Genomic DNA, 14876 nt, shown 5'->3' with positions numbered 1-14876 from the left:
TGTGAATTATTCATTTGCATCATCTGACTGATAAATTAAAATGTCGCCGGGGGAGCAAGATAACGCATGGCAAATTGCATCTAAGGTAGAAAACCGTATTGCTTTGGCACGACCGCTTTTTAATACCGATAAATTCTGGGGTGTAATACCGACGGCTTGAGCTAAATCATTTAATTTCATTTTTCGTTTAGCTAACATCACGTCAAGTTCAATTATAATAGGCATTAAACCACAAGTTCCTGCTCTTGTTTTAACTCAATGGCCATTGTCATTACCCAAGCCATAACATAAATCACTAATCCTGAAACTAAGTAAAATACTTCATTACTGCCAAAGTTCAGATAAATGGAAAGCTTGTCAGAAAAACCCATGAATCGGATAAATAAGGAAACTAGGACAGGATAGAGAGCACTTAATACAATCCAAAATAAAAGTGTTTTTCCTATGTTTTTAAAGCAAGTAATGTTGGAAATAGTAAATATCTCACCGTGTTGGTAATAGCTAAAAAGCCTGAATAGAAAGTAATAAATAAAAAGGTAAGGTATCAATTCAGCGGTTCCGAGAATGGCTAACGCATTAAAGTTTTCTGCTATCAAGGCTTGAGATATGTTTGTCCATCCATGTGTAGATTGATGGGATATATGACTAGAAAATAGGTGGAAATCTATGCTTAGTTGACTCACACCCGTAGTTGTTAGCTCGCCAAAGCATAACAATAAAATGTGTGAGATCACTTGGAACGTTGCCATTGTGATCAGTAATGCACAAATGTACATACTAGCTTTAGATATTTTTGTCATGCGCGTTATTAAGAAGCGGTGTTATGCACTTAATATAACAGTAGGATAATTTTATTCAATACTTTTTTATCGATAAACGATAAAAAAGTATTGTTAATTTTTTTGCTTATTGTTATTGCTTTATTTTTGAGCTACTTGATGAATATGTACATCACGTTGTGGAAATGGAATATGGATATTGGCTTTGTCTAACGCGCTATAAATGCCGGCGTAAGCTTTATATTTTGTCTCATATAAGCTAACGGTAGGGGCCCATAAGCGAATAGCGATTGTAATAGCGCTGTCTGAAAACTCATCAATACCAACTTGTAGTTTAGTATTTTCATCAACACTATCGAGAGTGAGCATGGTTTCTTTAAGTAATTCTACTACGTCTAAAGGGTTGTGGTCATAAGCAATGCCGACTTGTAGTTCAAGCAACGAATCATTCTTAGAATTATGCAGGATTTCACCAACAATATGCTTGTTAGGAATTGTAATTGTAACATCGTCTTCATTTTTTAGCACAGTGTAAGCTAATAAAACCTCTTCTACTACGCCAGTAACACCGTGAACAGTAATAGTATCACCAACGACAAAAGGGCGGATTAATATAATATTAAAGCCAAGAGCATAGTTAGATAATAAGCCTTGTAATGCTAAACCTGCACCTAACGAAATAGCGCCTATTGCTGCAATAAAAGGTGTAACACTAATGCCTAATTTACTCAATGAAATAATCGTTATCATGATGACAATCAGCATTTTAGTTGTGCTTGATAAAAACTGACTTAAGGTGATATCGAGTTTATGGTTCAAACATAATTTTAATACCCAAGAAGATATTTTTCCGGCTACCATATAACCCAGAATAAAAATAATGAAAGCACCAATAAGTTGAAAGCTATAATTGGTAAAAAATTCAATAACGATGTTGTAGATATTGGCAACCTGATCGATTTCGTCTTTTAATAAATCAGTTGGAGCAAGGGATAGCTTGCTTGTTTCTGCCGCGTTGGCAAGTTGATTGGTAAACACAAAAAGTCCTTAAATAGTAGTTAAACAAGTTTTACCAACTTGAATAGAAGTTAATTAGGTTCAATATTAACTTATTTTTGTATTAAGCCAAAAATAATTCTTTTGTCTCCTTGCTTAGGCCTTTATCGCTCTTCTATACTGAATAAACCTTAAGTAACCTCAACTCGGATGAACAAATCTTTCTATTGTGGCTATTTTTATTAATTCCTTCGTTAAATTTACTTGAAATAGGCCGCTAATAACGCGTAAGTTTGCCTTGCTTATTTTGCAGGCTAAAGTAGCAAAACTATCATGCTATAAGTGAATGGATGGTAATTAAATGTTAACTTTCAATTGGTTATTGTTGTATTTGTTAAATGAATAACGATGTGGTTGGTGATTTTAGTAAGCAGGAATGAGCACATAGTTAGTGAGATTATAGTTAGTGAGATTATGGTTAAATTAAGTAATTAAAGGAGAAGTGATTTGTTTGATATTGACGAGCAAAAAATAGCAAAGGTTGTTGCCGGGTTTCATGTACCTGTTAGACCAGAGATTTTATCTAAAATAGATAATTTGATGAATGAAGAAGACCCTAATATTGAAGCCGTTGCTAACTTGATTTCAAGTGATGTTGGTTTGTCTGCCACGATATTGAAAATTATAAACTCTCCATTATATGGTATGAACCGACGTATTTCCGAGATAAAACAAGCTGTGATGATGCTAGGTCTAAATACTATTAATAGTTTAGTGACCGCGACATTACTTAAGCAGTCCTTTACAGGCAAAGCTAGCATATCATTGGAAAGGTTCTGGGATGATGCCAATGATATTGCTAATGCAATGATTTTTATCGGTAATAAAGTTAAAAATAATATCCCACTAGAAATGCTTTATACCATAGGGTTATTCCATAATTGTGGTATTCCACTATTAGCACTCAAGTATACAGATTATAAAGAGGTACTTATTGAAGCCAATACAGCGAATGAAGATTTTATTGCTGTAGAAGAAAAGCATTATCGAACCAACCATGCGGTATTAGGTTATTATATTTCCTCATCTTGGCATTTACCAAAAGAAATTTGCTACCTGATACTTAGGCATCATGATAATAGTTATTTAACAAGTTCTGTTGATTCTGAATATAAAATAGCATTTGCAACGCTGAAAGCGGCTGAGAATATAGTTGAACGTGCTAAACGTTTTAACTATGCGCCTATGTGGCAAGAGTCCGAAGGTTTACTTTTAGATATACTGGGGATTAGTTCTGTTGATTATGCCGATCTAGAAGCTGATTTTGCTGAAGTTTTTTAGTTACCAAGAATCATTGCCACTAATCTAAAGCTTAGTGGCAACCTAATCATCATGCTAAGCTACGCTGTGACCATTTCTTGCTTCAAGCAAACGATACCAATCTGCATGGCTATAATTCATTTCTAGTGCTTGTGTGGCCGCAACAATTCGCTCAGGTGTGGTTGAGCCAATAATGGGGCAAATGTTTGCAGGATGCTTTAACAACCAGGCTAGAATAACTTGCCAAGGCACACAGTTATACTTTTGGGCTTGATGAGCTAATTCAGTCTCAATACGTTGTTCATCTGTTGCCGAGAACGTATTGCCCCATGCCGGGTAAACAACACCACCCAATGGGCACCAAGCGATAGGGGTAATACTCTGTTGTTGGCATTGATCTAACGTGCCATCGATGAAGCTGTCTATATTGTGGATATTAATTTCAATTTGGTTAACTAAAAGTGGTTTATCTAAAGCTGATTGCAATAAACTCACTTGTGAAGGAGAAAAGTTACTCACGCCAAAATGTTTAACTTTACCGCTAGCTTTTAATTGATTAAAAGTCTCAGCTACATCTACTGCATTAAATAAATAATCAGGGCGATGTAATAAAAACATATCCAAATAATCGGTATTTAAACGTTGTAGTGAATTTTCTACTTGCTGAGTTAAATAGTGATGAGAAAAGTCATAGCATTTAGGATCGCCAATATTGGGCACATCACCAACACGGATACCACTTTGGATGTGATGATTATTTTATCACGCAAACTTGGTGATGCTTTTAGTAATTCACCAAATAAGCTTTCACACGCACCGCCACCATAAATGTCAGCATGATCAAAATGGTTGTAACCACCTCAAGAGCGGTTTGGATGGCCCGTTTACCTTTAGCTCTATCTTGGGCTGAATTGTCACCAAGAATACGCATACAGCCGTAAATTAGACGAGATGAGCTGATATTTGATGAGCCTAGTGGCAATGTTTTCATTTGTTACCCTCTTCTTGAAGTACTCTTGTCAGTATAACTCATCATTCTTCGATTATTCCAATCTCACTAACTATGTGAACATTTCTACTTGCTAAAATCACCAACCACTCGTTATTTATCTAATAATTAGAACAACTCGTTATTGAAATAAATGTCATGTATTTGGCAATTTTTTCTACGTATAAAATGGATCACTTAATTAATGAAACTGGCACTATTCATTCTTGTTTGGTTGTTTACCAACTTACGACAAAAACATTTTTAAGAATGTGTCATGATCAGGCAGTTTACTAATAGGCTCTTGCTTTATTTTTTTTATGTCGTTTAGCATTTTATCAAGTTGTTCTTCTGTCATCGCGTCAGCAATAGGATGATAATCTTGTGGTATTATCCCCTGACCTAACATGACTTGCAGCCATGAACTATCGGTGAATAGATCGTTTTGCTCTCTTATTAATCGACCACTTTGTTTAAATGTTTCAATTTTATTGGCAAGGCTATCTGGAATTTTAATCTGTCGCATATCTTGCCAAAAATCACTATCAGTACGTTGGGTTGCATGGTAATGCAGTACTAAAAAATCTCTGATTTGTTCAAATTCAGCGGCGGATTGCTTATTGAATTCATCAACTAGACTATTATTTATGCCTTGATGAGGAAAAAGGTGTGCTAAACGAACAACTGCAGATTGTACAAGGTGAATACTCGTAGATTCAAGGGGCTCTAAAAAACCACTTGATAAACCAATAGCGATAACGTTTTTGTTCCATTGCTTGTAGCGTCGACCGGTTTGAAATTTGATAATTTTAGGGTCACTAAGTGCTTTACTCTCTAAATTCCCCAAGAGTGTATCCATTGCTTGTTGATCGCTACTATGACTACTGCTGTAAACTAAACCATTACCGTTTCGGTGTTGTAACGGAATACGCCACTGCCAACCGGCTGTGTGCGCGATAGAGCGAGTATAGGGTAATGTTTGCTCAAAACGTTCAGAAGGTACTGCAATTGCTCTGTCACATTGTAATAAATGACTCCAATCTTCATAACCGGTGCGAAGTTTTTCTTGGATAAGTAAACCTCTAAAACCTGAACAGTCGATAAATAAATCACCTGTAACTGTCTGTCCATTTTTCAATTTAAGAGACGTTATGTGTCCAGATGTAGGGCATTGTTCAACGTGTTCAACCAAACCTTCAGTTCTAGTTACACCCATTTTTTCAGTAAATTTACGTAAGAACTTTGCATATAATCCAAATACTGTCGAAATGATAGGCGTAAGGTAGTTCAAGTATAGGGTTTTTACTTTGTATTTTTGCAAATTTTCCCGCTTTAGCACATAAATAATTCAAATCGTATTGCCATAAATAGCTATCATCTTCAAGCTGCTTCATACGTTTCAGTAGATGATGGAAATGACAAAAAGGGGAGCTTTTTCCTGCGGCGCCAAAACTGTGTAAATAACTGTGCCCTTTATTTTTCCAGTGTTCAAAATTAACACCCAATTTTATGGTTGCTTTGGTTTCGCGTAAAAATTCAATTTCATTGATACCCAAAACGTTATTTAAGTGTTGGATAGGAGGAATAGTTGCTTCACCAACACCAATAGTGCCGATGTCATCAGATTCAACTAATTCAAGTTGAATAGCCGTACCGAGTATCTTTTTTAATAATGCCGCAGTAATCCACCCAGAAGTTCCACCACCTAAAACCACTACTTTTTTAATTGTACTATTCATATTGGTGTTCCTCTTATATAAAATATGCGGAGTAATATATACCTAAGCCACCTGAGTTCTGCATCTTAAGTGGCTTGGATATAGTAAACTTTGTCGGTTTGGTTACTTAACAAAATAAATCAGCAGTAATATGGTATATGTCTGCAATTTAACCTCTACTTACTTTTATTGTCAAAGGCATTAAAAAAACCTGTCAGTACACTGACAGGTTTTGCTTTAACTAAAATATTACTAGAAGGAGTAGTTAAGACCTAACGAGTAGTTAGCGCCAAATGATTGATAAGACGTAATTTGTCTCCCATCAGATGCCTCAGCTTGAAGAGTATCTTCGTCGGTAATGTTTTGAGCTTGGAATGAAACACGTAACCCTTGTAATGATTCAATGCCAGATTCATCGAAGTCATAACTGATTTGAGCATCCCAAATTTCAGCACCTAAATCATCAGTTGCCTGTAAGGCAAGGCTGCCTCCGCGAGTTTCAGTTAAGAATTCATCACGCTTGGTACCGGCAATACGGAATTCGAAACCATTTCTTTCATAATATGCAGTTAATGAATAACTTTCTTCAGAAAGTCCAGGTACCTTGCCACCATCATCAAGTTTTCCATCTAAGAATGTTCCACTTACGACTAAACCAAAACCTTCTAAAGAATCATGCATTATACGTAATGGCAAGTCGGCTTGTAACTCGTAACCACGAACAAATCCTGTTAAGCCATCTTCAGTTGTATCTAAAAATCCCATTAGTGTTGCGGGTACATCACCATTAGAATCTCTGTGAAGTTCAGGAATATATACATCAGAGAAATCGGTAAGAGCATTTGATGTTCTATGCCAATTTGTTAAATCTTTATAGAAGAAAGTTGCGGCAAAATAACCATCATCAGCGAAGTAGTTTTCATATGAAAGATCAAACTGGTTAGCGGTTAACGGCTCTAAGGTTGGGTTACCGGCACTACCAGACCAAGGACCATTTTGGGGATCGGTACTTTGAATTTGATTATCGTTGTAAGCAAAGGTAGCTCTGGCATTTGGACGCATATCATCCATACGAGGTCGACTTTGTACTTTTGATAAACCAGTACGTATAAATTGGTCTTCAGCAATTTCAAAATTCAAGTTTAAGGTGGGCAAAACATCTGAATATGATGCGCCACTATTGACAGGTGTTGCTACTACATAAGCGTTTTCATTTTCAACGGTTGAAAACCCTGTTGACGATTGGTCTACATCAACATATTGAATACCAAAGTTACCTGTCATGTAGATACCGAAATCAGCCTCAAAATCAAGTTTTGCGTATAACGTTAACACCTCTTCATCAACAGAATAGGTATCGCCTAAACGGTCAGTTTGCACTAAAGAAGCTTCTGTCGCAGTGTAATAACCACTTTTGTATAAACCTAAGCTATCGTAAGCAAGCACGCCATCAATACCAATGAAACTTAAATTGGTTACACCTAAAACGTCAGGGATAGCGGCATCACCAGGATACTGTTGAGACGTAAGGTAATCACCTTCATTGATTTTAGATTTAGTACGTTCAGAGTAATTAACACCCATACTGATACCACTAATAATACTGTATTCAACTGTGCCATTAATTTCGAAACGAATACTGTCTAATTCTTCTTTAAACTCAGGACGGTTAACAAAGCCATCTTGTGCATCACTGCCAATTACGGGAGCTCCCCAAGATTGTGGTCCAAATAGGCGCATTAAACTTTCATCAGTATAGTCAACACTAGAAAGGGTAGGGTGCGCGCTATACATAACTCCAGTAGATGTCATTTCCCATGAGCGAGCTGCAGATGGTCGTCCGTCAGTACCTGCTCTACCTGTACCTGAATAACTCTCTAAGTCGATAATTGATTTATCAACATCTCCGGTTGATATGTCTAAAACGGCTGACCAATTGTCATTTAAAGCGTAATCAACATTTAAACCAAAGGTGGTTAATTCTGATCCTTGTGTTCTAGCATCATTTCGAACGACTGAGTGGAAACCATCCCAGTAACCAGAAGTAACCAAGCCATCTTCAATTGATGATGAGGTATAATTTGTGCCACCCCATACTGGACCGCCTTCTTCAAGGCCGCGACGAACATCACTTTCTTCAAAATCGATATAAAGAGCATCAAATTTAACACTCAGTTGGTCATTTGGTTGATATTCAACAATCGCAGCAAATGAATTACGCTCCATTAATGCTGAACGAGCAAAAGAGTCGTGGCCACCTAAAATTTTGTTACCTTCTGGAGTATCAGCATAACCCCAAGCGCGGAAGTTTTCTTCTTGACGAGGCGTTTCTTGAGACGAAACAACTAAAGCAAGACCTAAGGTGTTGTCCATAAATTGATCAACAAAGTTGAACGATAAACGATGGCCGTTGTTATCATAATCTGGGTTAGCCGAATCTTTTGCATTTTGTTCGTAAACAGCATTAAGTGTCATCGACGCGTCTGAATTTAATGGACTAACTGTTTGTAAATCAATAGTACCACCAATGCCTTGCGTGATAAGACCGGCTTCAGGTGTTTTATATACTACAATATTAGAGACTATTTCAGTGGGGTATAAATCGAATTCTACGCCACGGTTATCACCCATACCTAGTAATTCACGACCATTTAATGAGGTACCAACATAATTCTCATTAAAACCACGCACGGATAGACCGCTAGTACGACCATTACGACGTTCACCTGTTACACCAGGAAGACGTGCTAAAGATTCTGCTACACTAGTATCTGGTAGCTTACCAATATCTTCTGCAGAAAGAACTTCAACAATTGAGTTTGAACTCATTTTAATCGCTTGTGCTCTTTGTAATGAACCACGAATACCAGTGACTTGAATTACTTCAACTTCATCTGTTTTTTCAGTTGCTTGTGCTTCTTCTGCCGCAAATGTAGGTGCACTTAATGCGAAAAGACCACTTGAAATTAGTGCTAGCGTCATTTTGCTTGGTTTAAAATTTAACATTGAATGTTCTCCCCTAGCCATCCTTGATTAATTTGTATTAGCTAGTTTCCATTAGCTAAATAATTATATGTTTAATGTCACCTTAACTGCACATATTTTTAATGTAACAGTAAATTTAGGAACAACTTTAATATAAAGGGGGAATTTGCTGATGAATAGCGTATGCATACGTATTCATAAGTAGCATCGGTGCTACAAATGTATTGAATACGTATGCAATGAGATGGTTTCTTATAAACTACTTGCCAAACAACCGAGCCGTTTAGGAAATATAACTAAACGGCTCAGTTGTGTTGTTAATAGGAATCTTTGTGATCTTGTTGTACGTAGGTGAAATCAATCAGAGCAATGCCGTCATGGAATATTTTGATCGGTACAAGTGGGCAATAATTTAGTGAAATTGTATTAATTAAGGTAACGTGTTTTGTTGGGCGATAAGTAGGGCATTTAGTTCAGCATTATCGATGGCATGATTAAACAAGAGCACTTTTACACCATGACCTTTTACCTTAGTGTTTAGGACCTGGTTATCATTACCGATATTGTATGTTGTACCCGTAAGTGCATCTGTCCATAACCCCGCACTGAGCATTCTGCTAATGTTAAATTCAGCTTCGCTTTTGCCTTTGTTGAGGAGTACAAGAGCGGTCTGGTTTTCATTATTATTTTGGTATACACGATAAAAGTCGGCTAAATCATCATTAAATTGTAAATTAACCTGTAAGCCACGTTGTAAAGCCACGGAGTTTTTCCTTATATTGGCAATATCTGTTAATTCTTTGTGAATAATGTGATGCTTAGCTTGTTCTATTCTCTGTTGACCAAAGTAGTTTCTGTTGCCTTTATGTTCTGGTGTTCCTGTCATAAAATTGATTTCTGATCCATAGTGAATAACGGGTATACCACGAGAAGTAAATAACCAATTGTTAGCATCGATGAAACCTTCATTGGTGGTATTCATTCTTTCCATATCGTGATTATCGTAAAACGTCATTAACTCATACGGGTTTTGATACATTCCGTCATCTAAATGTAAATAGGTTAGTATATTACTGTAATCACTTTCAGCATTTTCAAATATCGCTGTAATTGCTTTTCTTCCTGGAAAGTCTAAAACACTAACGCCACCATTCTCAGGGCGAGTATGTTCAGCAATAAATTCAGCTTGGTAAGAATAGCTCTCACCGAATATAAAAATATCAGGATGGTGTAATCGAATGCGGTCAAACAGTTTTTTCCAGAAGTGATGTGGCATTTCTTTAATTGTATCAACACGAAGTGCATGGGCACCTTGTGCTATCCATTTAAGATACGCACCTTCAAAGTAATCAAGTACAGCTTCATTGTTTTCATTGATATCAGATAATTGAGCAAGGCCTGTATGGGTATTGAAAAAAGAATGCAATGGATTTTTAGGATCGAGATTTTCAGGATGGATATTTTGATGATCAGCAATCAAGGTGTCATTTTGGTCATAAATTTCACCAAATTTAGGTTGATCCTCAATCATGGTATAGGAAGGCGAACCATGATTGGCAACAATATCTAATACAAAATTCAAATTATAATGCGTTTTTAATTGCCTGGTGAAATCAGCAAAGGTTAAACCTATTGACGGCAGGTGTTCATCAACTTTATAAAAGTTACTAGCCCAATAGCCATGATATCCTGTTTTACCGCCATCTTTGTAATATTCACCAAAAGCGACTTTCTCCCCACCATTAAAAGCCTGATCTGGATTGTCATAGATTGGGGTTAACCAAACTGAGGTAAAGCCCATATCTTTAATGTACTGAGCATTATTTAAAACGCCTTTAAAATCCCCGCCTAAATAACCTACATTGGCTCGTTGTCCGTCAGTCCCCTTTAAAGGAATATCAAAACTTGGATATTTTCCACCTTGCCCTTCGTGGTTGTTTGTTTTGTCACCATCAACGAATCTGTCAGTTAATAAAAAGTACACTGACTCAGAAGCATAGGGATTTAACGTGCCATAAAATGCATTGTTTTTCTCATTTGACAGCTGGTGACGATGCTGCGGGTTGTTCTAAAGACGAGTTACAACCAAAAATAGACAAAGCTAACACTGTACTGACCGATGTTAACGCTATGGCTCGGGTGATATTCATGGTTGCATTATCCTATTTTATAACATTGCCAGTATTTTTATAGCCGTGTTAGATGCTTAATGATGAGTGAAGTGTTTTTATTTATTATTTTATAAGTACTTAATAATAAACACCTATGTTAATTATTTAACAGTAACGATTACAAGCATGTGCATACGTATTCAGCTGTTATTTTTAGCTACTAGTTGGATGTCAAAGAATAGAATCATTTTAGAGGAGGAGAAGTAAGGGCTTGCTGATTGTTTTCAACAAGCCCATTGAAGTATTAAAAAACATAAATAGTTTATAAAGCGTTACTTAATCCAATACATCATATTTGTAGTTGATATCATTAACTCTAACCCTTTGCCCGCAATATATCGCGTTTTAAGTCCATGAGAACTTGGCTTACCAACTAAAGCAGGACTACTCCAAATAATATTTCCGTCTGCGGTCGATTTTTTTATTTGGTACGAATTATTGTCATCATACCAAGCAGAGTCAGTTCCTGTTTGAACCGTTAAGAATATATTTTGTTGCTGATCTGTGGTTGGATCTATGGCTATATCGAGCACTATATTATCAATATCGTTTCTAGCAACTTCAGTAAAAGTAAGATCATTTAATTTATATATTATTAACTGTTGTTTGTTGCTGTTTTTTTGTAAACACATTAATTCTAAATCAGTATTAGTATCATAATTAATTAATTCTAAACGGTTACATGATTGATTGATAAAAGATTGTTCTGAAAAAACTGAATTATTACTGGTAAGAAATGATAATTTATTGTCAAAAGCAACAATAACAGAGGGTTTATCTTGTACTCTAAAAGGCGTGAAATCAGTTATTTGTGAATCAAATGTATAGTTTGAGATAATGATTTGATTTTGTACATCAATAGCATGTAATTCTTTACTATCCGCATAGATAGCATCCTCAAAACCATCGGCATTAATATCATTTGCTTTAATTATTCCAATATTTGAATTATAGTCCCACTGTTTGCCAGTGAATACTATTATCATTTAATTGCATGGCAGCAAACGAACCGTTATAAGTTGGAGTACTAGGTAAGAAAATGTCACCAAAACCGTCGTTATTATAATCAGTAGTAACGGCGTATGCACTGTTATCCCAGTTTGATGAAATTTCATCACTTAGTTCAAAATGACCCTCTTTGGTCCATAGTTGCTATTCGACTGCCACCATAGCCACTTCCCGTTCTGGGAATAAAAAAGACAGCCCTTTCTTGGGCATCGGTTAAGTTTGCCCATCCAAGACTATTGTATGGGCCTAATTGACTAGACGTTGCTTCTTCTTTAATAGACACTGTACTGCCTTCAAGATCGGCACTGACAAAAATATCTTCACCAGAACTGCTAATGCCGCTGCCCCAATGCAACTCCACTTTCCCGTCATTATCAGAGTCACCACTAGTAAGAGAAACTGAGCCATGATCTTGCATATTAATAGACCATAATGATGTCAGTTTATTGTTGATTAGCTTATAAGCAGTAATGTTCCCCCACTGGCAATCACCAACTAACAACTCATCAATAGTATCATTATCTACGTCAGCACTATGTAATGAACAGGTATTGAAATTATCTAAACTGTCTAGCTGTGATTTATCTGTGGCAGAATAAACTGCAATGTTTCCCCAACGATTGGAACCTGCGATTTCTGCGATACCGTCTCCGTTATAGTCTCCGGCTGTAACACTAGCATTGCCAAATTCAGTACCGCTAAACCATTGATTTTGCCATGTTGATGTATCGTATACTAAGCCATTATTTGTTATTAATTCGAGATTACTATCAGTATCAACGTTGGCAAATTCAATTTGTCTCGCTTCTGATACATTTGTGCTAAATAAGCTTTGCTCAGGGGCTTCCATTGAAATTACATTTAAAGATATGTCTGAACTAGAAAAACTTTGAGATGAAGATAGGTAGGCAAGCTCTGGCGTTCCATCATTATCAATATCTTTAACAGTTGCAAAGGTTAAATAATTATCTGTTGAGAATAGTAATGTTGCCAAACTGTTTAGGCCATTAATTAGGCTAATACCATTTTCAGTTACAACGATGATTTCTAGTTCAGAATCATTATCAATATTGATAGCCAGAACCTGTTTAATTCGACCTTCGCTAGGCACTTTAAAAGGGTAAACCCATTTTTGTTGATAAGTTCCCGAGTCATATTCAAGTAAGAATATGCTTCCTATACTATCGGTAGATAATATTTCATTTTTTCCATCACCATCAAAGTCGCCAACCCACATAGATTTATTAGATTTTGGAACTTCAATTCCAGAACGAGCGATCGTAAAATCTTTATCTGACTCAACCATCACAGGAACACTTATTTCACTGCTATGTTCCCCTTCTTTTTCAAGTATGGCAAAAGTGAATTCATATTCTTGAAAAGAAAACAATAAATTAGTGGGTACCTCCCAATTTACAATGCCATCTTCATCAATAGTTGCTCCACTTGGCCCCGATACTAAAACACTATTGAGTTCATTTGCATTTGTATCTGTATCGGGGTCTGAAACAACCGCTAAGAACTGAATGACATCTCCAGATTTAATTACCTTTGGTAAATTAGTGACTTGAATTTGTGCAGGTGAATCTTCCAAGGTAATTGAAAGGTGGCGACTTTCTATTAAACTACTACCATCCGATACTAGCATGGTAACTTTAACATTATCACCATAAACAGCTAAGTGTCTTGGAAGTATATTGCTTAAATTATTAGCGACAATTTCATCATTGATATACCAACGATAAGATATTTGTAGTTGGTCGGTATCAGTATCTGGATCACTGTAACTTCCCGGTCTAATTTCAATTGGGGTTAAGGTATTAACTGATTGACCGTATACTAATCCTGGAGAGTTTGAGGATGGAGGGAAAGATAAATTATCTAAAGAAACTAATTGTTTTGAAGAAGCAACACCATTAAGCAATTCGTACGTGCCAGAAAAGAATGTACCAACATCAAAAATAGCATCGTTATTGTTATCTTCAACGTAACGAATATAAGTACGGTCAAATTCAAACGCCGCAACGTTATTACCCGTTAAAATAAACTTTCCTGAATTGAGATAAGGAGGTAAATCATTAACATTTTCTAGGCTTAATGAGACTTTTCCTGTGTCGCCTATAAAAAATTCTCCAGATAAATTTGCTTCATACTCATTTGTTTGATTACTATAATCAAGTTGCGCATTTAGAAAAAATTGTTCTTTGTTATCAATTGTATACAGTATTTGTTGGTCGTTACTATCGAAGAACACCCCTGTTGTATTATTTTCATTTGATATGTAGTTTGAATAACCGCTAAGTTGTACTGATTGGCCGTCAACATTCCAATGTAGGTTATCATAGTAGTAAGTGATATTAATTGATGACTCTGTCAGCTCTATAATACTTATAGCAGCAGAGCCTGAAATTGCAAAATTATTGTCTGATTGCTCACAATTGTTATAACTTAAAGAGATATTTCCTTTAAAGCTAGCATCTAGTTTCCCTTTATATTCAACACTTCCTTGGTATTCACATGAGAATGTAATATCAATATTTCCGTTGTCATCAAGGTGCTCTCTAAAGTTTTCGTTGACTATTTCGGGTTCCTCGGTGATTGAATCATGGAACAACTTTAAAAATACTTGTTGTGCTAATTCAATATCAATATCAGCTTTGTTATTGAGACCAGTATACCGTTTCTTGGCAAGATTTACGGATGCATCTTTTAGCTCATCAATACTATGATTTTTTGAGTTACTAATGATGTTTGAATCTTTAGATAATGAAGGTGTGGTAGAATTTGTTGAATCCGAAGCTCCGCCACCACATGCGCAAAGCATAAAAAATAGGGTAGATAACAGAATAGATCTAATTAAGAAGTACATTATTCGTCCTTAAACAATTAATCAATCAAGAAGTATCAAAAA

At 36.1% G+C, this 14876-nt stretch carries 12 protein-coding genes and 1 pseudogene; 2 read left to right on the top strand and 11 right to left on the bottom strand.

Going from position 1 to position 14876, the window contains the following annotated elements; genetic code table 11:
- Window positions 1-6: 6 nt before the first annotated feature.
- The 3 genes from L3081_RS17785 to L3081_RS17775 all read right to left on the bottom strand — a co-directional run bounded on the left by L3081_RS17785 (window position 7) and on the right by L3081_RS17775 (window position 1817).
- Window positions 7-225: a helix-turn-helix domain-containing protein gene (locus L3081_RS17785; protein WP_242287362.1), complete on the bottom strand. Its 219-nt coding sequence runs from the start codon at window positions 223-225 to the stop codon at window positions 7-9.
- Window positions 225-800 (bottom strand): DUF2975 domain-containing protein, encoded by a 576-nt coding sequence (locus L3081_RS17780; protein ID WP_242287361.1) that lies wholly within the window; start codon window positions 798-800, stop codon window positions 225-227. Before L3081_RS17780 ends, L3081_RS17785 begins: the two co-directional genes overlap by 1 nt.
- 120 nt (window positions 801-920) lie before the next feature.
- Window positions 921-1817 (bottom strand): mechanosensitive ion channel family protein, encoded by an 897-nt coding sequence (locus L3081_RS17775; protein WP_242287359.1) that lies wholly within the window; start codon window positions 1815-1817, stop codon window positions 921-923.
- A gap of 465 nt (window positions 1818-2282) precedes the next feature.
- Here L3081_RS17775 and L3081_RS17770 point away from each other — a divergent pair, with 465 nt between their 5' ends.
- The gene (locus tag L3081_RS17770) at window positions 2283-3116 is read left to right on the top strand and encodes an HDOD domain-containing protein (RefSeq protein WP_242287358.1); all 834 of its coding nucleotides are present in this window, start codon (window positions 2283-2285) and stop codon (window positions 3114-3116) included.
- A gap of 54 nt (window positions 3117-3170) precedes the next feature.
- Here the strand turns inward: L3081_RS17770 and L3081_RS17765 are convergent, their stop codons facing one another.
- The 6 genes and pseudogenes from L3081_RS17765 to L3081_RS17745 form a co-directional block, all read right to left on the bottom strand.
- Window positions 3171-3815 carry an aldo/keto reductase gene (locus tag L3081_RS17765; RefSeq protein ID WP_338027389.1) on the bottom strand — a complete coding sequence of 215 codons (645 nt, stop codon included), beginning with the start codon at window positions 3813-3815 and terminating at the stop codon, window positions 3171-3173.
- Window positions 3764-3925, bottom strand: a complete 162-nt coding sequence (locus L3081_RS29205) for a hypothetical protein (protein ID WP_420839764.1) — start codon at window positions 3923-3925, stop codon at window positions 3764-3766. Before L3081_RS29205 ends, L3081_RS17765 begins: the two co-directional genes overlap by 52 nt.
- A complete protein-coding gene (locus tag L3081_RS17760; protein ID WP_242287357.1) occupies window positions 3880-4086 on the bottom strand; it encodes a hypothetical protein in 207 nt (68 codons plus the stop codon). The genes L3081_RS29205 and L3081_RS17760 overlap by 46 nt, the downstream gene beginning before the upstream one ends.
- Window positions 4087-4330: 244 nt before the next feature.
- Window positions 4331-5822, bottom strand: a pseudogene (locus tag L3081_RS17755) (tryptophan halogenase family protein).
- Between the two features lie 231 nt (window positions 5823-6053).
- On the bottom strand, window positions 6054-8807 hold the full coding sequence (locus L3081_RS17750; RefSeq protein WP_242287356.1) for a TonB-dependent receptor: 2754 nt from the start codon (window positions 8805-8807) through the stop codon (window positions 6054-6056).
- A gap of 409 nt (window positions 8808-9216) precedes the next feature.
- The gene (locus L3081_RS17745) at window positions 9217-10770 is read right to left on the bottom strand and encodes an alpha-amylase family glycosyl hydrolase (protein WP_242287355.1); all 1554 of its coding nucleotides are present in this window, start codon (window positions 10768-10770) and stop codon (window positions 9217-9219) included.
- Between the two features lie 53 nt (window positions 10771-10823).
- Between L3081_RS17745 and L3081_RS17740 the strand changes: the two genes are divergently transcribed.
- Window positions 10824-10979 carry a hypothetical protein gene (locus tag L3081_RS17740; RefSeq protein ID WP_242287354.1) on the top strand — a complete coding sequence of 52 codons (156 nt, stop codon included), beginning with the start codon at window positions 10824-10826 and terminating at the stop codon, window positions 10977-10979.
- Between the two features lie 250 nt (window positions 10980-11229).
- Here L3081_RS17740 and L3081_RS17735 read toward each other — a convergent pair whose 3' ends face one another.
- The gene (locus L3081_RS17735; protein WP_242287353.1) at window positions 11230-11943 is read right to left on the bottom strand and encodes a hypothetical protein; all 714 of its coding nucleotides are present in this window, start codon (window positions 11941-11943) and stop codon (window positions 11230-11232) included.
- 137 nt (window positions 11944-12080) lie between these two features.
- Window positions 12081-14834, bottom strand: a complete 2754-nt coding sequence (locus L3081_RS17730) for an FG-GAP repeat domain-containing protein (protein ID WP_242287352.1) — start codon at window positions 14832-14834, stop codon at window positions 12081-12083.
- Between the last annotated feature and the right edge of the window lie 42 nt (window positions 14835-14876).

Origin of the sequence: Colwellia maritima (assembly GCF_022669015.1) — a bacterium.
Lineage (GTDB): Bacteria > Pseudomonadota > Gammaproteobacteria > Enterobacterales > Alteromonadaceae > Colwellia > Colwellia maritima.
This window is presented reverse-complemented; position numbering and strand designations above follow the sequence as displayed.

Bases quoted from the DNA above. Each gene is read 5' to 3' on its own strand.
- L3081_RS17760 (WP_242287357.1), bottom strand. From the start codon at position 4,086: ATGAAAACATTGCCACTAGGCTCATCAAATATCAGCTCATCTCGTCTA.
- L3081_RS17780 (WP_242287361.1), bottom strand. From the start codon at position 800: ATGACAAAAATATCTAAAGCTAGTATGTACATTTGTGCATTACTGATC.
- L3081_RS17735 (WP_242287353.1), bottom strand. From the start codon at position 11,943: ATGATAATAGTATTCACTGGCAAACAGTGGGACTATAATTCAAATATT.
- L3081_RS17750 (WP_242287356.1), bottom strand. From the start codon at position 8,807: ATGTTAAATTTTAAACCAAGCAAAATGACGCTAGCACTAATTTCAAGT.
- L3081_RS17785 (WP_242287362.1), bottom strand. From the start codon at position 225: ATGCCTATTATAATTGAACTTGACGTGATGTTAGCTAAACGAAAAATG.
- L3081_RS17730 (WP_242287352.1), bottom strand. From the start codon at position 14,834: ATGTACTTCTTAATTAGATCTATTCTGTTATCTACCCTATTTTTTATG.